Source organism: Loigolactobacillus iwatensis (assembly GCF_003950295.1).
Lineage (GTDB): Bacteria > Bacillota > Bacilli > Lactobacillales > Lactobacillaceae > Loigolactobacillus > Loigolactobacillus iwatensis.
This window is the reverse complement of record NZ_RHNP01000008.1, coordinates 1-26640: the sequence shown is the minus strand read 5'-3', so window position 1 is coordinate 26640 and position 26640 is coordinate 1. Positions and strand designations below refer to the sequence as shown.

The 26640-nt window shown below is 41.1% G+C and carries 18 protein-coding genes and 1 pseudogene; 4 read left to right on the top strand and 15 right to left on the bottom strand.

Annotated features, from left to right (window positions below; genetic code table 11):
• Position 1: 1 nt before the first annotated feature.
• The 5 genes from argF to argC form a co-directional block, all read right to left on the bottom strand.
• The gene (gene argF / locus EKM98_RS03665) at positions 2-1030 is read right to left on the bottom strand and encodes an ornithine carbamoyltransferase (RefSeq protein WP_125980619.1); all 1029 of its coding nucleotides are present in this window, start codon (positions 1028-1030) and stop codon (positions 2-4) included.
• Entirely contained in the window at positions 1011-2192 is a 1182-nt protein-coding gene (locus EKM98_RS03660; protein ID WP_125980617.1) for an acetylornithine transaminase, read from the bottom strand. The genes argF and EKM98_RS03660 overlap by 20 nt, the downstream gene beginning before the upstream one ends.
• Positions 2193-2329: 137 nt before the next feature.
• On the bottom strand, positions 2330-3076 hold the full coding sequence (argB, locus tag EKM98_RS03655; protein ID WP_125980615.1) for an acetylglutamate kinase: 747 nt from the start codon (positions 3074-3076) through the stop codon (positions 2330-2332).
• A 21-nt stretch (positions 3077-3097) separates the two neighbouring features.
• Positions 3098-4309, bottom strand: coding sequence for a bifunctional glutamate N-acetyltransferase/amino-acid acetyltransferase ArgJ (gene argJ / locus EKM98_RS03650; RefSeq protein WP_125980613.1), 1212 nt, complete (start codon positions 4307-4309; stop codon positions 3098-3100).
• 30 nt (positions 4310-4339) lie between these two features.
• Entirely contained in the window at positions 4340-5368 is a 1029-nt protein-coding gene (gene argC, locus EKM98_RS03645; RefSeq protein ID WP_125980610.1) for an N-acetyl-gamma-glutamyl-phosphate reductase, read from the bottom strand.
• Positions 5369-5607: 239 nt separating this feature from the next.
• On the opposite strand from argC, the gene EKM98_RS03640 reads away from it, so the two are divergent.
• A complete protein-coding gene (locus EKM98_RS03640; protein ID WP_125980608.1) occupies positions 5608-6681 on the top strand; it encodes a carbamoyl phosphate synthase small subunit in 1074 nt (357 codons plus the stop codon).
• The gene (gene carB, locus EKM98_RS03635; RefSeq protein WP_125980606.1) at positions 6674-9772 is read left to right on the top strand and encodes a carbamoyl-phosphate synthase large subunit; all 3099 of its coding nucleotides are present in this window, start codon (positions 6674-6676) and stop codon (positions 9770-9772) included. Before EKM98_RS03640 ends, carB begins: the two co-directional genes overlap by 8 nt.
• Before the next feature lie 191 nt (positions 9773-9963).
• Here carB and EKM98_RS03630 read toward each other — a convergent pair whose 3' ends face one another.
• The 10 genes and pseudogenes from EKM98_RS03630 to EKM98_RS03585 all read right to left on the bottom strand — a co-directional run bounded on the left by EKM98_RS03630 (position 9964) and on the right by EKM98_RS03585 (position 21620).
• Positions 9964-10140 (bottom strand): CsbD family protein, encoded by a 177-nt coding sequence (locus tag EKM98_RS03630; RefSeq protein WP_125980604.1) that lies wholly within the window; start codon positions 10138-10140, stop codon positions 9964-9966.
• A 116-nt stretch (positions 10141-10256) separates the two neighbouring features.
• Positions 10257-10822, bottom strand: a pseudogene (locus EKM98_RS03625) (TIGR01440 family protein).
• Between the two features lie 176 nt (positions 10823-10998).
• Complete coding sequence (locus tag EKM98_RS03620; protein ID WP_125980602.1) at positions 10999-13056, bottom strand: zinc ribbon domain-containing protein; 2058 nt, start codon at positions 13054-13056, stop codon at positions 10999-11001.
• 209 nt (positions 13057-13265) lie between these two features.
• Complete coding sequence (locus tag EKM98_RS03615) at positions 13266-13730, bottom strand: hypothetical protein (RefSeq protein WP_125980600.1); 465 nt, start codon at positions 13728-13730, stop codon at positions 13266-13268.
• Positions 13731-13763: 33 nt separating this feature from the next.
• Positions 13764-14405 (bottom strand): SDR family oxidoreductase, encoded by a 642-nt coding sequence (locus EKM98_RS03610; RefSeq protein ID WP_068225616.1) that lies wholly within the window; start codon positions 14403-14405, stop codon positions 13764-13766.
• Positions 14406-14453: 48 nt separating this feature from the next.
• Positions 14454-15371, bottom strand: coding sequence for a DMT family transporter (locus EKM98_RS03605; protein WP_068225617.1), 918 nt, complete (start codon positions 15369-15371; stop codon positions 14454-14456).
• Between the two features lie 315 nt (positions 15372-15686).
• Positions 15687-17291 carry an APC family permease gene (locus EKM98_RS03600; RefSeq protein ID WP_068225618.1) on the bottom strand — a complete coding sequence of 535 codons (1605 nt, stop codon included), beginning with the start codon at positions 17289-17291 and terminating at the stop codon, positions 15687-15689.
• Positions 17292-17423: 132 nt separating this feature from the next.
• On the bottom strand, positions 17424-19799 hold the full coding sequence (locus tag EKM98_RS03595) for a phosphoketolase family protein (protein ID WP_068225619.1): 2376 nt from the start codon (positions 19797-19799) through the stop codon (positions 17424-17426).
• A 288-nt stretch (positions 19800-20087) separates the two neighbouring features.
• The gene (locus EKM98_RS03590) at positions 20088-20822 is read right to left on the bottom strand and encodes a GntR family transcriptional regulator (protein WP_125980598.1); all 735 of its coding nucleotides are present in this window, start codon (positions 20820-20822) and stop codon (positions 20088-20090) included.
• Complete coding sequence (locus tag EKM98_RS03585) at positions 20823-21620, bottom strand: alpha/beta fold hydrolase (RefSeq protein ID WP_125980596.1); 798 nt, start codon at positions 21618-21620, stop codon at positions 20823-20825. It abuts the gene before it with no gap.
• 399 nt (positions 21621-22019) lie between these two features.
• Between EKM98_RS03585 and EKM98_RS03580 the strand changes: the two genes are divergently transcribed.
• Both EKM98_RS03580 and EKM98_RS03575 read left to right on the top strand, forming a co-directional pair.
• Positions 22020-23555 (top strand): zinc ribbon domain-containing protein, encoded by a 1536-nt coding sequence (locus EKM98_RS03580; RefSeq protein WP_125980594.1) that lies wholly within the window; start codon positions 22020-22022, stop codon positions 23553-23555.
• A gap of 457 nt (positions 23556-24012) precedes the next feature.
• Positions 24013-26562 carry a YfhO family protein gene (locus EKM98_RS03575; RefSeq protein WP_125980592.1) on the top strand — a complete coding sequence of 850 codons (2550 nt, stop codon included), beginning with the start codon at positions 24013-24015 and terminating at the stop codon, positions 26560-26562.
• Positions 26563-26640 lie beyond the last annotated feature (78 nt).

The following is a 26640-nucleotide window of genomic DNA, read 5'->3' as shown; positions in this document are numbered from 1 at the left end:
TTTAATTTTCCGAATTAAATAATGTCTCCGGAATAAATAAATTACCTAAAGTGGCTGCCATAATTGACTTAATCGCGTGTAATCGATTTTCAGCCTCTTGAAAAACTAATGATTGGGGACCGTTAAAAACATCATCCGTAATTTCTAACGCCGAAACGTTAAACTGCTCTTCTAATGATTTTCCAACCTCAGTTTGATCATCGTGGTACGCTGGCAAACAATGTAATAAAATCGTTGTTTTTTTACCCGTTGCGGCCAATAATTTGGCATTAACTTGGTATGGTAGCAGGGCCTTCACTCGAACAGCCACATCTATTTTTTCACCCATTGAAATCCAAACGTCCGTGTAAATAGCATCGGCACCATTAACTGCAGCCTCAGGATCAGTCGTCAAAGTAATGTTACTACCACTATCAGCGGCCGCCTGTTTGGCCAGTGCCACAACTTTCTGGTCTGGTTGTAATTCTTTTGGACTACCAATTTGAATATTAACCCCGAGTTTGGCTGCTGTAACCAACAACGAGTTTCCCATATTATTACGACCATCCCCAACGTAAGCCAAGGTTAAGCCTTTTAGCTGACCAAATTGTTCTTTCAACGTCATAAAATCAGCAATCATTTGCGTTGGATGCCAAGTATCAGTTAACCCATTCCAAACGGGAACGCCGCTATAAGCTGCCAACTGTTCAACCGTTTTTTGTGTAAAGCCACGGTATTCAATACCGTCAAACATACTGCCCAAAACTTTGGCCGTATCAATCGTGGATTCTTTTTTACCAAATTGAATATCATTTTTCCCTAAAAATTCTGGGTGCGCCCCTAAATCAGTGGCCGCAACAGTGAACGCCGACCGTGTCCGCGTGGAAGTCTTCTCAAACAACAGCGCAATATTCTTACCTTGCAAATAAGGGTGCGGGATGTGCTGCTTTTTTAATTGTTTCAAGTGGCAGCCAAAATCAATCAAGTAATTTAGCTCGGCGGTCGTGAAATCAATTTCTTTTAAAAAACTTTTATTTTGAAAATGGTTCATAGGACACCTTCCTTTGCTTTTGAGTTTTAGAACTTAAAACCTGTTCGATTTTTTGTAAACCAAGCATTAAATCAGCAGCATCCATCACTAATGGTGGTAGTAAACGCAAAGTATTATGTTTCGCCGAAAGTGTCAGCAAACCATTTTGTTGCAGTTCTTCAATAACATCACCGACGGCAACAGTTTCGTCTAAATGAATTCCAATCATTAGACCCAAGCCTGTAACACCAGTAACTACAGGTAAAGTTATAATTTCATTTTCTAAAGTCTGCCAAACTTGCGTCGCTTTAGTTTGTACACCTGCCAAAAATTCAGGTGTTAGTTGTTGTAAAACGGCCGTAGCAGACGCCAAGGCAATTTTATTGCCACCAAAGGTTGAGCCGTGACTACCCGGTCCAAACGCAACCGCCAAATTAGATTTACCAATCATTGCACCAATTGGCAAGCCGTTCCCCAATCCTTTAGCAACGGTCACAATGTCCGGGTCTAGCTCATAGTACTGGTAGGCAAACCGTTTGCCCGTTCGCCCAATACCCGTTTGCACTTCGTCAATGATCAATAATACTTGTTGCTCGTGACAGGCTTTGGCCACTGCCTTTAACCATTGAGCCTTGGCCGCGTATACGCCACCTTCACCTTGAATAACTTCTAAAATTACTGCTGCCAAATCTGGTTTAATCTGTTCAATCGCCGCAGGATCATTGTAGTTCGCAAAAGAAATTCCCGGTACTAACGGCGCAAATCCGGTTTGAATTGCTGGATTTCCGGTCAGTGACATTGCCCCGTATGTCCGCCCGTGAAAACTATTGTTAAAAGATAATACGGCACTTCTCCCAGTATATTTGCGCGCGAGTTTTAAGGCCGCCTCGTTGGCCTCAGTTCCTGAATTACAAAAATAGACCAGTCGATCCTCAGTTCCAACTAATTGGTGGGCCACCTCATCTTGTAAGTGACTTTCATATAAATTAGATGTATGCCAAATTTTTGTTAATTGGTGGGCCACACTCTTTTGAATCAACTCGTTACTATAACCAAAATTACAAACGCCAATTCCACTTGTAAAATCCAAATAGGTTTTATTATTATCATCAGTTAAATGCCAATCCTCACCCGCGACAATATCTAACGGGAAGCGATTATAAGTTGGAAAAACGTACTTCATAGAATTACCTCCTAAATACTCTTATGAATATTTTTGTGTCTTACACAAAAATCTTATTATCGTAGGTTGTCCATTCTCCTAGCACAAAAATCGTGCACTCGAAACATGCTAAATATTTTCATACCGCTAAATAGGCTTTAGTCCGTTGCAACAGTTGTCAGTGTTGTTCCAGCATGTGCTAGATCATCGGTAATTAAGGCCTGTGCTACCCCTTTATTTAAGGCCTGAAATGCTGCTTTGATTTTAGGTGCCATCCCCGTCTTAATGATCTGTTTACCCAAAAGTTGTTGTGCCTTTGGCCAGTTCAAATGGGACATTACTTGCCCTTTTGTCATGACTCCTGGTACGTCCGTCATTAACACTAATTTAGTTGCGTTTAGCTGACTGGCAATTTCTGCGGCCGCAAGATCAGCGTTTACGTTTAGCCAATCTCCGGTCTTTGTTTGCGCTAACGGTGCCAAGACAACAATTTGTTTCTGTAATAACTGCTGTAATAGTGGCAAATTAACTTGGGTAATTTTTCCAACTTCTCCATATAGTGATTGATTGAGTGTTTCACCAACCAATAATTGCTGATCACTAGCATTCAGACCGACAGCCAATAAGTGATTAGTACTTAATTTGCTTAATAATTGTGGTTGAATTAGACCTAGCAAAACAGCCTTGGTCACTGCTAAAACAGCCTGATCAGTCACACGGATACCGTTAATTTTTTTTACTGAAAGGTGCAACTTCTTACTCCACTCCGTGATAAGTGGGCCACCACCGTGTACAATCAGGATTTGCTTCCCCGCTTCACGCCACTGTCGTAGCTGCTTAAAAAAGTGAGCATCAAGTTCAGTAATAGCGTTTCCACCAACTTTAATGACAATTGTTTGCGTCATTTCTAATTCCCCCGATAGCCGTTAATTATGGTAACTGGCATTAATTTTGACGTAATTATAGGTTAGATCACAACCCCAGGCCTGGCCACTCGCAACACCATTATGTAAATCAACCTCAATTATAATTTTTGGCTTTGCTAGCGCCACCTTCATCGCTGTCTGATCAAAGGCGACTGCTATGCTGCCTTTAACCAGTGCTTGCCCATTCATTTGAACGGCGACATTGCCAATATCTAATTTGGCGTCGGTCTGACCAATTGCACCCATAATTCGACCCCAGTTAGGATCCTCACCAAAAATGGCGGCCTTAACCAAATTAGAACCAACAATTGCCTTGGCCACTTTTTGACCATCTGCTTTATCGGCCGCGCCATGAACATTCACTTCCACTAATTTAGAGGCCCCTTCACCATCGGCCGCAATTTTTTTGGCCAATTCACCTAAAACATAGCTAAAATTAGCTTTAAATTTAGAATAATCTAAACTACCTGACACTAATGTTTGATTACCAGCCAGCCCATTTGCCAGTGCGACCACCATATCGTTGGTTGACGTGTCCCCGTCCACCGTTATTTGGTTAAAAGTCTCATCAACTTGCTGACTAAGCAATTCTTGCAGTTGAGTTCCAGAAATTGCAGCATCCGTGGTCACAAAACCCAACATTGTAGCCATCTTTGGGTGGATCATCCCGGACCCCTTTGCAAAGCCACTGATTGTAACTAGCTTACCGTCAATTTTGCATTGAACACTGCAAGTCTTTGGTTGTTTATCCGTTGTTAAAATAGCGTTGGTAACCGCAGTTGTTTTGGTTAGTTGTAACTGTTTGATACCTGCCGTAATCAATTCCATCGGCAGTGCTTTACCAATTAAGCCCGTAGAAGCAACGCCCACTAGAGCTGGTTTCAGTTTCAATTTGGTGGCCGCTAACTGTTGCATCGCCAATGCATCCGCTTCACCTTGGGCTCCTGTACATGAATTAGCATTAGCGCTATTCATGACAATTGCTTGCAGGACATGCTTGGCATTGATTGTTTGTTTGGTCAATTTTGTTGGAGCAGCCTGAAATTGATTAGTTGTATAAACACCTGCGGCTTGCGCTGGGACTTTAGAGTACAACCAACCTAGATCATTTTTCACTTGCCGTAATCCAGCGTTAATACCGTCGCTATAAAAACCAGCGGGCCAGGTAAAATCAATAATCTTCATTTCAGTTTCTTCTTTTATTTCTTGCATCTTGCTTCAATCCTCTCTTAAGTAAAACTGCTAGGGCAACATTGGTCTTTGCGGTAAACCACTTGCTATTGGAAATGAAAACAGTTGATTAAAATTTTGAATTGCTTGCCCGCCAGCACCCTTCAGCAAATTATCAATCACGCTGACAACGAATACTTTTTGTGTAACGGGATTAAAAACGACACCAATATCACAAAAGTTCGTACCAATAACTTGTTTTAAAGTTGGTAGCTGTTCAGTAAAGATACGAACAAAAGGTTGCTCCTGATAAGTATCCTGAAAAGCGTGTTGTAACTCTTGCGTAGTCACGCCTTGTTTAACCGTGGCGAAAATTGAGCTCATAATCCCGCGAGTAATGGGTAGTAAGGTGGTTGTAAATTGAATGGCCGGCACTTGTGAATTCCATTCTTGTAGTTGTTGCATAATTTCTGGAATGTGCTGGTGTTGGTTGACTTTATACACTTGCAAGTTCTCATTTGTTTGTGTGAAGTGTGTGTTGGCAGCCAATTTTTTCCCGGCTCCTGAAGTACCTGATTTAGCGTCAACGATAATCGAATCTGGTTCAATTAAACCTTGTTGAACTAATGGTGCCAACCCCAACAACGTTGCAGTGGCGTAACACCCTGGATTAGCAATGTACGTTTGACCACTTGCTTGATGAAACTCGGCCAAACCATAATGAGCTTGCTGTAGTGCAGCCTGATCAGGTGCCTCTTTGTGATACCACTTTTTAAAGGAAGAACGACTTCGTAACCGATAATCACCAGAAAGATCAATCACCGGAAAGTTAGCGGCAATAAACGGTTTCGCAAGTTCAGTTGTTACCCCCGCCGAAGTTGCGAAAAAGATAACCTGATCAACCGCCATAATTTTTTCAGCGGCAAACGGTTCAATCATGGCCTGGCTACCAATAAACTGGGGTACTGCTGTAGCTAGCGACTGTGCCTTGGCATTTTTATGCCCGTATAAATCAACTTGATTTACTTCTGGATGTTGCTGCAATAACTGATATAAAACCATGCCACTGTATCCCGTGACACCAACTAGCGCGACGTGCATAAAAGTCACCTCATCAAAACTTTAAATTAATATTTAATCACTTTTTCTGTATGCCAATTACAATATACCAGTTTCACTTAAAATGCAATGATTTTATATTTTTATTCAAAAAATAGTCATTTTATGGTTATTATTCCGCTTTTAGTGAATAAAGTATTGACTATTTATCAAAAATGCCGTTTACTATTAACAAAGATAATTAAATTTAAATGAATATAAAATGAAAGGTAATGAATTTTATGAAACGATATCTCATTTTAGAAGACGGCACGACATTTGCTGGACAAGCATTCGGAGATTTAACTAAAGAAGTTAGTGGTGAAGTTGTTTTTAATACCGGAATGACTGGCTACCAAGAAGCGATTACCGATCCATCCTATACAAATCAATTAATTACTTTTACCTATCCATTAATTGGTAATTACGGAATCGATCAAAATCGTAGTCAGTCACTAAAGGCTACTTGTACAGCAGTGATTGTGCACCAACTTGCCGAGCAAAGTTTCCATTATACAAGTCAAGAAAACTTAGATGATTTTTTAAAGGCACAACAAATTCCGGGTATCAGTGGTATTGATACCCGGGCCTTAACCAAACATTTACGGCAACACGGAACAATGACGGGAATTTTAAGTAATCAAGCACAGGTCGTGAACTTCACCAAAGCAACACAACAAACACTCACAGAAAAAGAACCAGCCTACCAAACAAAATATTATTCTACTAATACGACCAAACATCACGTTGTGTTAATTGATTTTGGCGTTAAACAGGCCATTATTAACAATTTACTGGCCCATGATTGCTCCGTCGACGTTGTTCCTTACACTAGTGATTTCGCAACGATTGCTAACTTAAATCCTGACGGCATTTTACTTTCCAATGGTCCCGCCGACCCCACTGATTATGCAGATAGCCTACCATTAATTCAACAATTACAAACGCATTACCCCCTCGCCGGGATTTGTCTGGGTCATCAATTATTTGCGTTGGCCAACGGTGCAACTACCTATCAATTAAGTTATGGTCACCGGGGGCTTAATCATCCGGTTAAAAATCTGATAACTGGTAAAACAATCATGACGAGTCAAAATCATGGTTATGCTGTCGCCGCCGATTCATTGGCAACTACACCACTGCAAGTAACGCAAATTGAGGGTAACGATGGCAGTATTGAAGGACTAAAACACGAAACACTACCTGCCATTTCCGTTCAGTACCACCCTGAAGCAAATCCCGGTCCAAGTGATGGTAATTTATTTTTCAACCAGTTTAACCAACTAATGACGGAAGGAGTTTTGCAGCATGCCTAAGAATCATACAATCCATAAAATTGTTGTTATCGGTTCCGGCCCAATCATCATTGGTCAAGCCGCAGAATTCGACTACGCTGGCAGCCAGGCCTGCCTTAGCCTAAAGGAGGAAGGTTATGAAGTTGTTTTGATTAACTCCAATCCAGCAACCATCATGACCGATGATGAAATTGCCGATAAAATCTACCTTGAACCATTAACGCTAGATTCAGTGAGCCAGATTTTAGCCAAGGAAAAACCAGATGCCTTATTACCAACTTTAGGCGGCCAAACAGGTCTCAACCTTGCCGTTGAACTAGATGACGCCGGCATTTTAGATCGCTACCAAATTCAATTATTGGGTACCAGTTTAAAAACAATTAAACAGGCAGAAGACCGCGAAGCTTTTAAAGAACTCATGCAAAAACTCCACCAACCAGTTCCAGAAAGCTTAACTGTTCATTCAATTACGGCCGCCATTACTTTTGCCAACAGCATCCATTACCCAGTCATTGTTCGCCCGGCTTACACTCTAGGGGGTACTGGTGGCGGTATTGCTAGTAACCAGGCCGACTTGGCCAAAATAATGCAACGTGGTCTAACGCTTTCACCAGTTAATGAATGTCTCGTTGAAAAGAGTATTGCCGGCTACAAAGAAATCGAGTACGAAGTGATGCGCGATAATTTAGGCGATAAAATTGTGGTTTGCAATATGGAAAATATGGATCCTGTCGGCATTCACACTGGTGATTCAATCGTTTTCGCACCTTCGCAAACCTTGACCGATCAAGAATACCAGACACTACGTAAGGCCTCCCTGCAAATTATTGACGCTTTAGATATTAAAGGTGGATGTAATGTTCAATTGGCACAAGACCCAACTAGTGCCCAATATTACATTATCGAAGTCAATCCACGAGTCAGCCGTTCGTCCGCATTGGCCTCAAAAGCAACTGGTTATCCAATTGCCAAAATTGCCGCCAAAATTGCCGTTGGTTTAAATTTAAGTGAAATTCAAAATCCAGTAACTAAGACAACTTTTGCGGCCTTTGAACCTGCACTGGACTACGTAGTCGCCAAAATTCCACGTTTTCCTTTCGATAAGTTTCCCGATGCTGAACGTACATTAGGTACACAAATGAAAGCTACTGGCGAAGTTATGGGCATTGGAATTACGATTGAAGAAGCCCTTTTAAAATGCGTTCAATCGTTGGAAATTGATTCTAATTACCAAATCACCTTGCAACCGAAAGAACAGCCACCACACGCCGAACTTGTTCAACAACTAAAGCACGCAACTGATGTCCGTTTATTTTACTTATTTAGTGCCCTGCAGGCTGGTTTAGCAGTCACGGAAATTCACGCTTTAACCCAGATTGATTTATTCTTTTTAACAAAGTTAGACCACATTTACCAACTTCAGCAGACGTTAAAAATTAAGCCAACGGCCACTGCTATTGGTCAAGCCAAACAATTTGGTCTTAGTAATCAAATGATTGCAGCCGCAAGCGGCCTAACTTCTACAACCATTGAACAAACACTGACGAAGCAGTCCTTAAAACCTGTTTACAAAATGGTGGATACTTGTGCTGGTGAATTTGCCAGCACCACGCCCTATTTTTATAGTACTTATTTTGCCAGTGAAAACGAAAGTAAGCCATTAGGTAACAGTGTCCTCGTTATCGGATCTGGTCCAATTAGAATTGGCCAAGGAATTGAATTTGATTACACAACTGTCCACTGTGTCCAATCAATTCAGCAAAATGGCTATAACGCGATTATCATTAATAACAATCCAGAGACCGTTTCAACAGATTTCTCCATTTCCGACAAACTTTACTTTGAACCATTAACGCTAGAAAGCGTCATGAACGTCGTTAAACTGGAGCAGCCACTTGGTGTTATTGTTCAATTCGGTGGTCAAACTGCCATTAATCTGACGAAAGATCTCGTTAGCAATGGTGTAAAAATTCTTGGCACATCATTAAAGGGAATTGAACAAACTGAAAATCGCAAACAATTTGAACAGCTACTACAATCGCTTGCAATCAAACAGCCTGCTGGGGCAACTGCGACTGACTTAGCAACGGCAAAAAAAATTGCGCAGCAAATCGGCTACCCAGTAATGGTTCGACCCAGTTTTGTGCTTGGCGGCCGGGCAATGGCGATAGTACAAGACGAACAAGCCTTAACGGGTTATTTAAAACGGGCGCTGACAGTTGCTCCAGGGCAGCCAATTCTAATTGACCATTACATTAAAGGCATTGAATGTGAAGTCGATATTTTAAGTGACGGTAAACAAGTTTTTATTCCTGGAATTATGGAACACTTGGAGGGCTCTGGCGTTCATTCTGGCGATTCAATTGCCGTTTACCCCCCACAACGTTTAAGTGCGTCTCAACAAGCGACAATTGTTGCTACTGCCATAAAAATAGGTGAGCAAGTTCACTGTGTCGGAATGATGAACATTCAATTTATTGCTGCCGATCAACTTTACGTCATTGAAGTTAATCCCCGGGCCAGTCGTACGGTGCCTTTCATGAGTAAAGTCACTCACCAACATTTAGCCAAAATTGCAACCAGCCTAATTCTTGGTAAAACACTAGCCGACCTACACCTACAACCTGGTCTAGGTAAAACGCCAGGAATGGTAGCCGTCAAAGCGCCAGTTTTCTCGTTTATGAAGTTACCAGCAATGAAAACGACCTTAAGTCCAGAAATGAAATCAACGGGCGAAACCATTGGGCAAGGCAAAACCTACCAGCAAGCATTAACCAAGGCACTTTTAGATAGCTATCATTTTAGACCGACCACGACGGCCAAAATTGTTTTACTAGATACTAGTTTTCAGTCCGATTCCATACTAAAGAAACAACTACTTGCCAAAAAGATGACACCAATTTTAGTTAGTCAACTTCCAGTAGCCGGTTGGCAGACAATGGCACCTACCAAACTAGATTCGCTAACAACTGCGGATGTCGCCTTTGTTGGTGCTTGCAACGCTGATGCAACTACGACGGATCCCCTGGTTTATTACGCGTTAAGTCACAACTTGTCCCTTTTCACTGCTAAAGACACGATAACCGCTGTGACTAATTTAATTGAACACTAATTAATAACTGACTAAGTTGTTGTTTGAAAGGGAGACAAAGATCAGTTTTGGGTTCACGTTCTAAAGTAATGTTTTCAGGCCAGAAAGGTAGGGAGTGGGACAAAAGGCGATTTTGGCGCACGTTCTAGAGTAATGTTCGGAAATAAATAGAGGCTAGGGACTTTTGTCCCAGCCTCTACCTTTTTATATGCCTATTTTTTAATATTGTCACCTAAATCGTCAGTCTTATCCTTTAAATCGGCCGCCGTTTCTTTGGCTTTGCCTTTAGCCTGATCCGCCTTACCTTTGGCCTTTAGTTCCTCATTGTTAGTTAGGTCACCAGTTTTTTCTTTGATCTTGCCTTTTACTTTATCGAGTTTTCCAGTCATAAAATGACCCCCTTTAATTTGTTAACTCAAGTATGACAAATTAAGGAAGGCCAGCGCCAGAAATATGCTGACTAGAAACCATCTTTTCAGGGATATTTTAAACTTGTAAACTCTATTTAATCAATACCTCGCCAAACATATTGTGCCCGTTGTCCGCCAACTAGTTTAGGTCGACTGCGTAAATAGGTCACGTGCGCGGCCCCATCTCTTTAATTGAAGTCCGAACGGGGATCTGAACAAATTTAACGTGCATTCCGATTGAAGTATCACCGATATCCAATCCTCCAGCAGCAACAATGTGTTCCACTTCTACTGGATCAGCAAAGCGTTCGTACGCTGCCATTTGTGCCGCTCCACCGGCGTGTAATGCTGATACAACCGTTACCTGATCAAAGCCACGTTTTTCGGCTTCAGTTCGCTCCAGTAGTAATGAGCGATTAATGTGTTCACACCCCTGAACGGCCAAATGCAAATGACGCTTCTTAAACACCGTCATTAACACGTCAATAACGGCCCGGCCAATCGCAATCGAAGAGTCCTTACCAATCTGTTGTCCGTGAATTTCACTGGTACTGCAGCCAAGTACAAGTAACGAATCCTCAGGAAAATTGGCCTGATCTAAGAACTCAGTTACCCCCTGTACTAATTGCTGGCGAATTTTCGTTAAATCAAAAGTTGCCATTTTGTCACCTCATTAATAAATTTGACTCTATTCTACCATGTTAAATGGCAGAATACGTCGCCCAATAATTATGCGCTTAATTTAGATACACGTTAAATTAACTTAAATGGACAAAAAAAGTGCCTTAAATCAGGCTTAAACCTGATTAAACGCACTCTTTCACTCGTTACCGTTACCTAACTATTTGCATTGTTATCGGCAATCTTTTGTTCAGAACTCCCAAGGTCAACGATCTTAGTTGTACCGTTAGTTGTTTTCAAATGTGCCGTTGTGTAACGGAAAGTTTGAATTCGGGGTTGTTTACCAGAACTTGCCAAATAATGGGTTGTATAGGTCACATCAAAATTAACTGTGGCATCAGTCAAAGACTGGGCCTGAACCTGGTTAACCTTAACGGCAAAATCTGTGTAATCAATATTGCTAGTTGGCATCTGGGCTTGTTGAATAAATTTATTCAAACGTGAATACCAATCAGCACTAGCTCCTTGTGTAAAATAATTAGCCAACTGTTGATTGGTCTGGTAACTTTTATTTTGTCCGTGGGTTTCAGTGCTAACCGTTTTGTAGAGCTGTTCTAAAGAATTTTGCGCTTTAGTTGTTGTCAAGAATTGTGGTAAGGAAGCATCAATCGTCTGACCGTCACTATTTTTAGAAATTGTAGCAGCTTTTGACTGATATGTTTTAGAATTTACCGTTTTCTTGACTGCTACTTTAAGACCTGGCTGCCAAGTCAATGAATCCAACTTAAGCTGGCCATTCTTTAGATCACCCTTTTTTTCATTGTTAACGTAAACCTGCCCGTCAGCGACATTACTCTGAATAACCGGCGCCACTGGCTTCAACGTTAAATCGATGGTCTGTGCGTCGGCCGCTAAAAAAGTCGGATAAGCTGTACGTTTCAATGTTTTATTTTGCGTCTCACCTGTAACGGTTAGCGTGTACTTGCCGGGAATAAACGGTCCAATTTTTTGAACCGTATTTTCCTTTTTCGCCGTCATATTTTGTCCATCTAAATAAATCGAGGGTGACGGAATATCGGTCTTAATCAGGCGGTAAATTGGTTTAATCTCCAATTGATATTTATCAAAAATAAACGTCCGACCTGTTTTAACGAAGGATAAGGTCCCATCCGTCGTTTTTGAATTAGTTTTCAGTTGTTTTTTACTAGTAGACAAATAATTCTTATTAGCCTTTAAATAGCGAACAAAGGGCCGACTATTACCAAGATTCAACGTTAGGCTCTTATTTGAACTGACCATAACATCACTAACCATACTTGGTTTCTCGGTTGCTAAAGCAGTAAAAGTACGGTCCAATTGCGCCTGCCGACTATAGTGTGCTCTTCCCCAAAAGAAAGCAATTAACAAAACGACAATCAGCGCAATCAGCACACCTAACCAAGTCCTTAGTGAACGCTGCTTTTTCGTGTTAGAACTACGCTGAACCTTTTCTTCAGAATCAGTCTTCTCTTCATTAGTTGCCTGTTTTGACTCTTTTTGGGTAGTTTCTGTGGAAGAAGTGGCCTGAGAATCATCCTTAACTGACTCTATTGGCTGTTGCTTCACCATTTTCTTTGCTATCGGCCGCTTAACCGGCGCTTGTGAATTATCAGTTGTTTTGGGCTTTACTGCCTTTTTAACAGGTTGATCGGTCTTCAACGCAGGTGCCTGCTGCTCCTTATCTTCTGCGGCTGAACTACTTGCGATCTTGGATTGTTCTTGATCGTTTGAAACTGCCCGAACCTGATCAACCAAATCCGAAATATCTTTTGTTTTATCTAAAGCATGCGTTACCCGCCGACTTTCCATTGCTGAACTAGCAACGGATTCACCCTTTTTCGGAGTCAACTTAGGTTCTTCTGCAGCAATTTGGGTGCTTGCTGCCTTTAATTTTTTGAAAATTTCTTCAGGATTTTCTTCAGAATTAATTTCTGATAAAATATCGGCCGCTGAAGTTGCAACATTATTAGCTGAATCAGCAGCCTTTTGCTTATTGTTTACCGCTGTTTGTGTTGTCTTTTTCTTTGCCACTTCAGATGCCGGCTTATCATCTGGCGCTGTCCCTGTCGTTTGCTGTCGATAGGCAACTAAATCAAAATGACAGTTGGGACATTTTTGATCAGCAGCAGTGATTGGTGCACCACAGTTAGGGCAAAAGAACTCTCCTGCGCCTAGATCGCCCAAATCAGTCGCAAAAAGGTGCGTATTTAATTTCAAATGTGCCAATCGATTCATTCTGTGACTCCTTCTTCTAGGCCAAAATCCGAAATTTCGTTAACTTATAATTGTTTAAAGCACTGCTATCATTATTTAAAAACCGATTAATTTGTGCAACTACCGGTCCTTAACCCATCAATAAATATCGGGTAAATTCAAAAAAATGCTACCTTTAGAATAGCATTATTTAGCCAGCGCTTCAATTTCAATTTTCTTAAGTTTACCGGTTATTCAAGTGCTGCTGGTGCTTCCTGTAATTCAACTAGTTTCTGACTAATCTCAGTTGTGATTTTGGCCTCAACTTCAGTCGGTTTGGCCAAAAATTCGGTCACGGTTGCCATTTCATCGATCCGCATCCCCGATTTGTTTAAGTTTTCCGCGGTCGTAATTAAATATAGCCTAACGGGAACCTCATCTTCACTATTGGTCAATAGTGCAATTTTATCAACTAACTCAAATGGTAAATTGATAATACCAGCCTGTAATTCAATCGTTGCTGGCACTTCAAATGGCAGCATTAATTTAAATTGACTGATTTGATTTTCTTTTAAATTTGAAAGCAAGAATTGGTAACCTGGCGCTAATAATTTAGTCATGTCTTTTTTCAAATCTGCTTGTTTGATTTCAATCTGGTCACTGGTAAATGTTTCTGCCCTGACCTGATCCAAAAAATCCTGTGTCTTAATCTTCATTTTGATTTCCTCCGTATGGCTCGGCCAAACTAACTAAGCCAATGCTTTTAAAATTGGTGTCGCACCGTTAACAACAGTAATAATTTTTTCATTAGCCGGTTTAATCACAAGTTGAACTAATACTTCGGCAACGTCTTCACGGGTAATTGATTTACCCGCCGATTTATCAGGATCAACTGTTACTAGTCCAGTCGCCGGATCATTCGTTAGAGCTCCTGGACGCAAAATTGTATAGTTAAGTTGGCTCCGATTAATTAACCATTCATCGGCGTAATACTTGGCAACATAATACGGTCGAATACCTGATTGCGGCCAAAAAGTACGATCGGCCGTTCCCATTGCACTTACCATTAAATAATGTTTAACTCCAGCAAGTTTTGCCGCCGTCATCGTCTTGACGGCACCATCTAAATCAATATTGAGTGTACCATCATAGCCAGTCTTGCCACCTGAACCGGCCGTAAAGATTACCGTGTCACAATCTGAAAATGCCGCTGCCATTGTTTCTGGTAAATCAAGCAAATCAAACTGCCGACTTTTAACGCCAATTTTCGTAAACAAGGCCGCTTGTTCCGAATCACGAATTCCGGCAATAACATCCTGCCCGGCTTGGTGTAACTTAGCAGTTACCATCTGACCAATCTGACCATGAGCACCAACTACAAAGACTGTCATAATCGTTCCTCCTCGTATTATATAAATATAGTTGTTATCTTATGTGAATCAATTATTCTTTTCTTCCAATGAACGCGGTTTGGCAACTGCAAGGATGAAAACTGTACTCAAAATCAGCACTGTTCCAATAATTTCGGCTAAACCAAACTTCAAATGTAAGTATAACACCGAAACGGCGGTTGCAGCTAAGGGTTCAAATGCATCTAGCAACCCAACTGCGGTCGCCGAAATATACTGCAAACTCGCTAAGTAAACAAAGTAGGCTACGACTGACCCTAAAATAACGATAAACCAATAGGCCAACTGACCCCGCCAATCAAGTCGCGGGACATCACGCCAAATTGGCTGACGAAAATTAAACAAAATACCACCAATCGTCATTGACCAACCTGAAACGGCTAGTGAACCATATTGATCCAATAAGCCCTCTGGTAGCAGTACATAGGCAGCCGCGGCAATACCCGTTACAATTCCCCAAAAAAGGGCGGCTGGTGCCACAGTTAATTTGGTCGGGTTACCCCCGCTGACTAATAAGTAAGTGCCAACTAAAGCCGCAATAATAGCAATAACGTCTGGGCGCCGCGGTTGTGTGCGATAACGAAAAGCAATGTAAAGCACGATAAAAATTGGTGATAGAAACTGTAAAATGGTGGCAGTCGCCGCATTACCCACCGCAACTGCTTTATAGTAAACGTATTGCATCGCCGTCATGCCAAAAATCGTGAAAATTAAAAGTTGCATAATTGACCGCCGACTGCGCCAAATACCTAATATTTGGCGACGTTGTGCTGGCCAAAAGCTACCTAGTATCAACAAAATCACGCCGGCAATTAACATTTTAGAGCCAATCAACCAGTCCAAGTTTACTCCATAGTCATCAAATAAAAGCTGTGCAACTGGACCAGCAATCCCCCAAAGGATGGCCCCACCTGAAGCCAACAAAATTCCCTGTGTTTGTCTTCCCATTAACTTACTTACCTTCCTTACTGCTAATTATTCAGTGAAACCAAAGCGTTTAAAAATACCTTTACTAGTTTCTCCCTAGCCAATTTAGTGGAAACATGTTTGAAAAAGCAGATTCCTGCGGTTGCCATGTTTCAACTTGGCGGTCTTTGCCTTAGTTGAATGGACAACGTATGAAGCATCTAGATTATTAGCGAGTTGTGCTAATAATCCTCAATTGCGGAATAGTAGCTACAACAGCCAAATCACCTTTTTCAAAGGTAATTCGTCTGTTTAGGCTAATCCTCAGAATCTAACCGCTTTTTCAAACACTCTCTATTAATCTTCATCTTCTGGCATAATAACTGCTTGATTAACCTTTGCTGCCGCCACCAACTCTGAACTATCCAATCGACTGGCAATGCCCCAGCGGTAAAAGATCAGTGCCACTACCGTGATGGTTAAAAAATCCCACGGATAATGCAACCAATTAATGCCACCAAATCCTTTACTACCAATAAAAGAAACAACGGACAGAAAGGCCAAGTATACGATTAACCACAAGCTTCCTTTCACTTGTTCCCGCCATAACTTCCAGCCATAGCGGTGCTCGTAATAAACGTAAAATGGTAACCCCAACAAAATAACACAGATCACTTCTACAGTTGTGGGCCACATTGCCCAATAAGTTGCCAGACTTGCTAACACAAAGGCAAGTGGTGCCATTACGTGTAGCCATTTTGATTTAAACGGCCGCTTAAAATTAGGCCGCATTTTTCGTAGTGAGATTGCCGTAACTGGTCCGGTTAAATAGGCGATTAAGGTAGAAGTTGAAATGACACTGGCCAAAGTACTCCAATTCCGAAAAACACTAACTAACAGCATACTGACAAAAAGGTCCACCAACATGGCAAAGCGCGGAATTAAGTAACGCCGATTCAAACGGCCTAACCAGCCTGGCATGTGCCTATTTTGCGTCATTGCGGCCAAGGTCCGTGCGGTCGTTGCGGCAAAGGAAACACCAGTTCCAAATGGCGAAACAAAGGCGTCTAGATAAAGTAATAGTGAGAGCCAATATAGCCCTAACATCATCGCCAAATCAGCAAATGGTGATTGAAAATTCAACCCATGCCAGCCAACTCGTGCCAATAAGGAAGGTCGAACACTTCCAATAAAGGTAACCTGCAGTAATGTGTAAATAACTGCGCTAATGGCCAACGAAATGGCAATTCCACGTAAAATATTTTTGTGTGGTCGTTCAATTTCACTTCCCATATTAATTACCGTTTGAAAAGCGTTATACGAAAAGATAATTCCTGAGGCCGTTGTTGCCTCAAAAATGGCCGAACTGCCATAAGGCGCAAAAGTTTGCCAATTATGCCCAAAGTTGCTTGCATGAAAACCGGAAAAAAGCAATAGTAAAATAGTTAAAGTAGGAATCAGCATTTTAAAAATGGCCAGTAAACTAGTAAAACGCGTTAATAGTTTGACTGACCAAAAATTTAGTAATGTGAAAATTAGCATGAAAATAAACACGACTCCAAGACCAGCCGTCGTTACATTTCCCTTGGCCAAAAAATGGTGTGTCCAACTCGCCCACGACCAGGGCCAAGAACTCATATACTGGACGGCCGCAACCGCCTCAATTGGAATAATTGTAACTAATGAAACCCAATTAGCCCACGCTGCAATAAAGCCAAGTAGTGGTCCGTGACTATACTGGGCATAGCGGCTCATCCCTCCACTTTCGGGAAACATCGTACCGAGTTCAACGTAATTAAACGCAATTGTGATAATAACTACTGCGCCGATTATCCAAGAAATAATCGCTGCCGGACCAGCAACACGCGCGGCCTCACCAGAACCAAAAAGCCAGCCGGAACCAATAATTGAGCTTAAGGCCAACATCACCAGCGAAAACAACCCCATCTTTTGCCTTTCCATAATAATTCCCCCGTAAAAAGATATTTACTTATTGTATTCTTTTTTTACAAACAAAAAAAGAGGCCTAGTCTAGGCTAGTCCGTGTAATTTGCAGAGACTAGTCGTCAAAAAGAGCCACTTTTTATTTAATTTTTATTTAAGCGCTTGCCAAACCCAATTTTCAATTTCTGGTAAATCTTCGCCGTTTTCGCGAATATAATCGTGGTGTTTTTGTAGTTGCTGATCCATTTGCTGAATGAATGCGGCGGCCTTATCTTGGTATCCGGCAACATGCATCATGATGTCCTTGGCCAAATGATAACGATCCAATTCATTAACTACCCGCATATCAAAAGTTGTCGTGATGTCGCCTTCCTCACGGTAACCATGAAACATCACGTTTCGGTTATGGCGATCATAGAAAATTGAACGAATCAGATCTTCAAAACCATGGTAGGCAAACAAAACGGGCTTATCAGCCGTAAAGTAATGATCAAACTCTTCATCACTTAAACCACGTGGATCCAATTTGGGGCTTCGTAACTTGAGTAAATCAACAACGTTAACAAAGCGAATCTTTAATTCTGGAAAACTATCGTGAAGTAAATTAATGGCAGCCAGGCTTTCCATATTAGGCTCTGTGCCAGCGGCCGCAATAACAACATCAGGTTCACTACCTTGATCAGTTGACGCCCAATCAATAATTCCTAGCCCCTGCTGAGCAAGCATTGTCGCTTCATCAATTGAATAAAATTGCGGCCGTGGTTGCTTTGAGGTGATCAAGATATTAACTTTTTCGCGACTATTGAAGATTAGCGGGCTTACCGCCAATAGTGAGTTTGCGTCGGCCGGTAAATATTCCCGGATGAATTCCGGTTTCTTTTCGGCCATATGCGTTAAAATACCTGGATCCTGGTGTGTATAACCATTATGATCCTGTTGAAAACTTGTTGAAGTCGAAACAATGTTTAATGATGGATAATCGTGGCGCCAATCAAGTTCTGCGGCCTTACGAATCCATTTGAAGTGCTGGGTTAGCATTGAATCCACAACGCGTAAGAAAGCCTCGTAACTTGTAAATAAACCATGCCGACCAGTTAATGTGTAGCCCTCATTGAAGCCCTCGGCCTGATGCTCGGACAATTGTGAATCAATAATCCGTCCTGCCGGTGCTAAAGCCTCATCTTGCGGTTCTTCAATTTTCTCTAACCACTGCCGTTTAGTGACATCAAACAGACTGTATAAGCGATTAGACATCGTCTCGTCCGGTCCAAATATCCGGAAATTAGTTGGATTTAATTTAACTAAATCCGCAAGGTACTGCGACCAGATTAACATGTCTTGCTGAACTTGTGTCCCCCGCTTTGTATTATCTAGAGCATATTTTTTATAGTCAGGCAAACGTAGATCATGGGGATCAATTCCCCCATTCGTAATTGGATTAACCGCCATCCGCCGCATTCCTTTTGGCGCTAAATTGCGTAATTCAGGCTTCAAGCTACCCTTTTCATCAAATAATTCTTCTGGCCGGTAAGATTTTAACCAAGCAGTTAATGAATCGCTATGCTCCATATCATTAGCATCCACCGGAATCGGAATTTGGTGGGCCCGGAATGAGCCTTCAATTGGTTCACCATCCCAAGTTTTAGGCCCAGTCCAGCCCTTGGGAGCACGGAAAATAATCATTGGCCATACTGGTTGGGTTGGATCGTTATTGTCCCGCGCCTTTTTTTGAATTGCCTTAATTTTTTCAATTGCTTCATCCATCACCGCAGCCAATTCAGGATGCATTTTTTCAGGAGCATCACCTTCAACAAAAAGCGGGTCCCAGCCTGCACCTTCAAAGTACTTAGTTAGTTCCTCATCCGTTTTTCGCGCTAAAATAGTTGGATTAGAAATTTTAAAACCATTCATATTAATAATCGGCAAAACAGCACCATCATTTATTGGATTAATAAAGGCATTACTAAACCAAGATGCGGCCAAGGGTCCAGTCTCAGTTTCACCATCACCAATAACGGCTGCGGCAATAACTTCGGGATTATCCAAAATGGCCCCTGTTGCGTGAGACAAAGTGTAGCCTAGTTCGCCACCTTCATGGATTGACCCCGGTGTTTCTGGTGCGGCGTGTGAAGCAATCCCACCTGGGAAGGAAAACTGTTTAAATAACTTTTTCATACCCAATTCGTCCTGTGAAACTTCCGGATAAATATCACTATAAGAACCATCAAGGTAAGAATTTGAAACCATTACTTGCCCACCGTGACCTGGTCCTTCTAAATAGAACATATTTAAATCATATTTATTAATAACTCGGTTCAAATGCGCATAAATAAAGTTCTGTCCAGCGATAGTCCCCCAATGGCCGATCGGATGTACCTTCACGTCAGTATCTTTTAATGGCCGTTTCAGTAATGGATTATCCCGTAGATAGAGTTGCCCAACCGATAAAAAGTTAGCGGCCCGCCAATAAGCATTCATTAACGCAAAGTATTCAGGTGAAGCGTAGTCAACAGTTTGCTGTTCCATAATTGGTAGCTCCTTTAGTTTAAATTAGTTTTCGTCATTTCATTTTCTATAATACCAATTAATAATTAAAAATCAACTTTTATGATTATTGGTACGCTCCAATAATCAAAACAATTTATTTTTGGCGAAATAAAAAGATTTACTCCGGTTTCAGCCAAAGCAAATCAAAATTCTACTATCTATCTGCGCGTTATGTGCGGCTGAGACAAAAGTTCTAACCGTTTATTGTTTCAGAGCATTACTTTAGAATGTGCGCCAAACCATCTTTTGTCCCACGCCCTAGATGAGCTAATCTTTCGGTTCAATCGAAACGAAGGAATTAAACTTAAGGTACGCGTAATGCAAACGCATTGTTGAATATTCAATTGGCGTTCCGTCATCAAGAAAGAAGATGCCCGCCATGATACCGACCGGTTCAGTCGGTTTCAACCGTAATTGTTGTTGGTCTTCTTCGTTGGAAGGTGCCGCCGAGATTGTTAAATAGGCTTTCGTTACTGCCTGCTTTCTCTTTTTCTGTAAAAAGTTAAAAATTGATTCTTCCGCAATTTTTTGGTTTAATTCTGGCAGAAATTTAATCGGTAGATAGCTTAACTCAATCATAAACGGTACGTTATCCAATAGCCGCAAGCGCTTAATTCGGTACACGAAGTCATCCTTTTGAAGAAATAAATCCCGCGCTAATTCTTCCGTCACCTTAACGACATCAAAGGTCAACAACTTAATGCCCGGTTTTTTTCCGGCCATTTGTAAATTGTCGGTAATACCTAGATTAGCTCCCTCATAATTAAACACTGATTGGTTTTCTAAATAAAGTGGATTAATAAATGTACCCGAACCACGCTTTTTAAAAATAATACCGTCATTGGCCATAATTGCTAGGGCCCGCTTCACTGAACTACGACTAACCTGATAAATAGCAGCCAAAGAGCGCTCGTCTGGTAATTTCATGTCTGGGGCATACTTTCCGGCAAAAATTTGTTTTTTTAAATCACGAATAATTTTTTGATAAACTAAATCAGCCATTTATCTTTCTCCTCCCACTTGATTAGCCAGAAAATCACCTAGAACAGTATTAAAGGCCTGAGATTGCTCGGCCATGACGATGTGCCCTGCTTCCGGAATAACAACGGCCATCCCTTTTACTGCCATTTTTGCGGCAACTTGAGCAAATTCTGGTGGGAAAAAAGGACTGTTACCACCGGCAATAATCAAGGTTGGACACGTCAGAGAAGATAATACATCGCGCCAATCTTGAAGACCATGATCTAACAAAAAAGGTAAGTTTAGCTTTGCGTCATAGGCCTGCTGTTTGGCTGCCTGTTCGACTGCCTGAAACGTTTGATCATCAATGTGTTTAAAGGTGGAATGACCAAACGGCCTTTTCAAATAGGAAATAAAGTTTTCTTCAGTTAACGTTTTAAAACCGTAAGACCAAGTTTGATCATTGATCATTTTAGGCGATTGATCGACATCGACAACTGCTCGCACATTTTGGTCACCAAATAGGGATATATAAGCAAAAATAGTTGCGGCCCCCATTGAATTTCCCACAAGAATCACCTGTTTAAGTCTTAATTGTTGAATAAGCTCGGCTAGATCCATTGCGTGCCGTGAAATTCGGCGCCCCTTTACCGTTTGTTCAGATTGTCCTTGGTTACGACAATCCAAATTAATCACCCGGTAATGTCGGGCAACAAGGTAAGAAATTTGTTGCAACCAAATTTCTTTATAGCCACCAATTCCCGTTAAAATTATGATTGGCCGTCCTTGGCCCTCATCGGTATACGTCAGGCGTACAAAATCATTTGTTGTAAAATTCATTGTTTAACCACCAATTTTAAATCGTTTTCTTCTGTAAATTAGCATACCGTTTTTTAAATTTTAACTCAATGACACTTTTTCAAACACGTTTGCATTAGATTAGTCAGAAAAATACTAATAAAAGTAATTTACAAGCACAATCTAAGTTTTGCTGCTAGGCAACCTTTGACATTGGAGGTATGATAGGAGTATTACTTAGATTATTTAGAGAACGTCTAAAAAAGTGCTCAAATCCTATTTGCAATTGAAAAGTAGCATCTGAACTCTTTTCCAAACACTTCCTAGTTGAACAATAGTGTCCTTTAGACATATCTAAATTAACGTTGGTTGTAGCGTACTATAAGATCATTTTAAGATGTACCTACTTAGCCTATGTCACTTATTCTTGGAGGAATCTTTTTGGTTTTTAAAAAATTTCAGAATGTTAATGAAATCAAGCGATTAATCAATCGCCAAAATAGTTTACAAAAGCGTGCCCTCACCCTACTTCAAAAAGGCGAACCTAATAAGGGGGCCTTACTGCAACAACTTAACAAAAATATCGGTCAACGACGTCGAATGACGCAAGAGATGATCAACGTTATGCTAGATATTTTTAAAACGGAGAAAATCACAAGTGTGCCGGCTGGCAGTTTCTATTTATTCTCTAGAACAACACTTAACCCCCACGATCGTGAAACAAACGAATTATTGCTACAGCTAAACAAGCAAGACACTTACGTTGTTACACTTACGGCTGGCAAATCTGATCAATTATTTGCTAGTCCCAGACGTGCCTGGTTATTTACGCTAGCCGGTGATCACATTAGCTTGCGACTGCCCACACAAAATGATGCTGATGCGCTACACCTTGAACTACCGGATAGTGGTAAATCAACTAAGGATAGCAGTAATTCCAAAAAACAGGTTGCTAAAAAACCGGCACCCCAAAAACAAATATCTAAAAAAGCGATTACTAAAAAGCCTAGCAGCCAGGCCCCAAAACAGCCAAACCAACGAAAGCAAGTGCAGCACAGCACTAAACCTCACGTAAGCAGCACAAGTAGTGAGTCACAAATTCCTAGTAGTGCTGTTGCAAGATCGCAATCATTTGCCACAAATTCGGCAAGTAGTGTTGCTCAATCCAGTGCAACGCCTGCACCTGTTGCTTCTGCGGCCAGGCTGATTACGACACCGATTGCCACTTCAACTGCGCCAAATTCACCAGCTAAATCTGATGATATTGCTGCTCAACCTGCAAAAAAGGCGACGATTAGTACTTCTCGTGATCCCAAGGAACTCATTACTGAATTAGTTGGGGCCGGTCAGGCTTACAGAGTTATTGGCCTTGATTACGGGAAGATCAATATGATTACGGCCACCGATGGTATGGACCACTTACTTCAGGTTCCGGGGTCAGTTATTTCAAACCATATCTTAGAGTATCAACACGCTATTCGCCAATTACAATTAGGTTCCATTGATCTCGACGATGACGTTGAATTGGCTCGTTTAACCTATATGCTTAAACGCTACGTACTTAAATCCTGCCGTAAAATTGTCAGTCGTTTAGTTGAATTTTATGGCAACAACGTTATCTACGTGACGGAAATGCACCCAAGTTTAAAGACTGGCCGGCCACAAAACATTATCTTAAGCCCCGATTATTTCTACAAAGCACTGTTCACCGTTTTATTTGAAATGGTGGGTGATCAGGCAGCAGTAATTCAGGTTCCCAATAACGAAACCTCAATTATTTGTCCTTGGTGTGGCTTTACTAATGCTGATAATCGTCAAAAAGAAGTTCATCAATTTAAATGTTTGAACTGCGGTCACACGATTAATGATGACCAAGTCGCGGCAATTAATATTCGGCAACGCGGCCTACGTCAGATCTCAGAATTAACTAAGCACTTGAGTGTTACACCAACTAAAATTAACGTTAGTGAAAATTAATTATAGAAGTTACGTCAAAGAATCCAGCGTAGGTGGCCGTTTGAACCGGCCAGCATGGATTTGACTTGGCGTAACTTCTATTTTTTGGCAAATGGACCTTTTCTTGAAGTCCTTTGCCACGGGCGCTAAACTAGTAAGTGTTTGGAAAAACACTCAGTTTCTACTCCACAAACAATTATTCGCGAAAATCACTCACAGGAAGTGGAACAAAAGTCGTTTTTGGTGCACGCTCCATACGCCAGCGCCGGAATGGAACCTAACTAAATCTGCCTACGTGTAATTTAGTAGCCAAGCGGGCATAAGCATTATTTTTAGTAGCAATATAATTTAATTTAAATATGAGCGCTACAACCCACTAGAGTAATAATCGGAAATAGTATCCGGCTAGAATCTTTGTCCCGGCCCCCATTCTTGTGGCAAAAGCCTGACTAGCACTAGGAATAAGGAGGAATTAGTTTTGCAAAAATCACGGCGGCCACTTTATTATTTACTGGCATTTTTAATACCCTTAATAACTTTAAGCGTTGCTTTTATGCAATTGGGTTTGGCCCCTTTTGGCTCCCATAATTTATTAATTAGCGATATGGGTACCCAGTACATAGCTTTTTTCACAGAATTACGTCGCCACTTATTAACTCATCAATTCAGTTTTTATTCGTTTTCACTTTCGTTAGGTGACAGCGCGTTTCCACTGTTTGCTTATTATCTAATTAGTCCGTTCAATCTTATATTGCTTCTTTTTAAGGCTTCCGAAGTTCCAGTGGCCATTAACTTTATTATTTTGTTAAAAATTGCAACGATTGGTTTAAGCATGGCTTACTACCTACAACGTGTTTACCGGAAAGTCAGTCTGACCACTTTATTATTTAGTACTGCTTATAGTCTCTGTGGCTTTGTGGCAATGTATTTCTATGACATCATGTGGCTAGACGCACTAATATACCTACCACTAATCACTTTAAGTATCGGTCATCTTTACAACACAAAAAAAACTGGCCTTTATTTTTTCACACTTGCTTTAACAATTATAACGAACTACTACCTTGGTTATATGACTTGCTTATACGCACTTTGTTACTTTGGCTACTTATTAGCAAATGATAAACCAATAGATGTTTCGTGGTCGCATTATCTTAAGAAAAAAAGCCGGTCCATCATTCAATTTAGCTTGACATCACTTTATTCTGGTTTGGCGACCGCCGTTATTTTATTACCGGCACTTCTTGGTATGCTAAAAACGAGTAAGGAGCGGCTTAGCTTAACAAGTTTCTTACCCTACCCCCAGTTTGGCCTGGAGATTTTCACTCAATTTGGTATTGGTGGTAGCAATTATGCGGGTCGCTTGCACCATCCGCCAAGTCTATTTGTCGGATCATTAATGTTTTTATTATTAATCATGTTCTTCCTAAGTCCACAAATTAAGCAACATCAAAAAAATACCGCTGGCGTTTTTCTTGGATTGATTGGCCTGAGTCTTTGGCTCCTACCAATCAACACTATCTGGCACATGTTTCAGCAACCCAACGGTTTTCCCTTTCGCAATGTTTACATGTTTTCCTTTATCACTATCAGCCTTGCTTACCAAGTTTGGCTAACCAAGCCTTGGCGTACACCGCGACTAGTTTGGCGCAGTGGTACAATTGCCGCCATCCTTTTGAGCATTGGTTATCTTAGTGCTAATTTAATTCAATTTTTTGTTAGACATTACTTCAATGTTCGTTACCCATTTTTTGTCAGTAACCGATATTTGCTTTGGTCACTAATGTTCATTTTATTTAGCACTTGCCTACTAACGTTTCGGCAACACCATTTGCCCATGGTAATCTTGGCCCTATTATGCTTAAGTGAGCTGGTGTTGAATTTTACGACTGCTCTAACAACTGCACCACTGGGTAGTCAACCAATTTACGCTAAAAATTACGAAACCGAAGCCCGTTGGATCAAGAAAAGCCGTGTTAGCACATTTTACCGTCTGAATAGTCAAAATTCACTTATTAGTCGCGCTTTTCGCGAGCCCTACAATAACTATAATGACGCCGCTCTTTTTGGCTTTCGTGGTATTAGTATGTACAGTTCTACCCTCAACAATCAAACTCGGACAATGTTACTTCGCTTAGGATTGTTTAGTAAGAATGATCGCCGCATCAGTAATGAAGGGACAACTGCATTTACAAATATGCTACTGGCCGAACAAAAAGAACTTAGTATGACCACTAATTCTTATAAACTGGCTAATCATCCTGAATCACTAGGATTGGGTTTTGCCGTCAACAAAGATTTGCGTCACGTTCGGTTAATTAAAGGTGATCCTTTGCTTAATCAAAATCGTAGTCTGCAGAGCATGCTTGGAAATCAAGTTAACTACTTTCAGACACTTACGGTTGTTCAGCGTAAGACAAGTCAATCTAAATACTGGCACCATTATGATCTACAAATGAAGGTTCCAACAAATGGACCGCTTTACGCCTATTTTCCAAATATTCCTGTCGATCACGTTTCTCTACACGTTAATGGTCGGAAAAAGCGAACCCGAATTAAAATAACTACTCACGCAAATCTTGCCTTAGGAACCTTTAAAAAGGGACAGATCATTCACGTTCAATTAAAAACGCCTAAAAAATTAGGTAGAATCACTAATCGTTTTGCCCAGCTTGATCAAAGTAAGTTTCAAACGGCCGCAACAACACTACGGGCCAATACACTACAATTACAGTCGGGCTGGCGTAACCATAATTTAAAGGGTCAAATTCAGGTCCCCGCTAATCGAACTAGCCTATTTCTCTCAATTCCTTACGATCAGGGTTGGCGGGTTCGCGTTGACCACCGACCAGTTAAAACCTACCGGGTCATGGGTAATCTTACTGGCATTTCTTTAAAACCAGGTCAACATCACGTTCATTTAACCTACCACGTCCCTGGCCTACGCCGTGGTCTTTTGATTAGTTTTCTTAGCCTAATCATGTACGGAATAACTGCCTTATTGTTCCACCAACATCGCAAAAAATAAAGGCTCTCTGTCAAATCCTGTTGATAGCCAATTTTACAGCGTTAGAAGTTAGGCAACTTCTAATGCTGTTTTTTTATT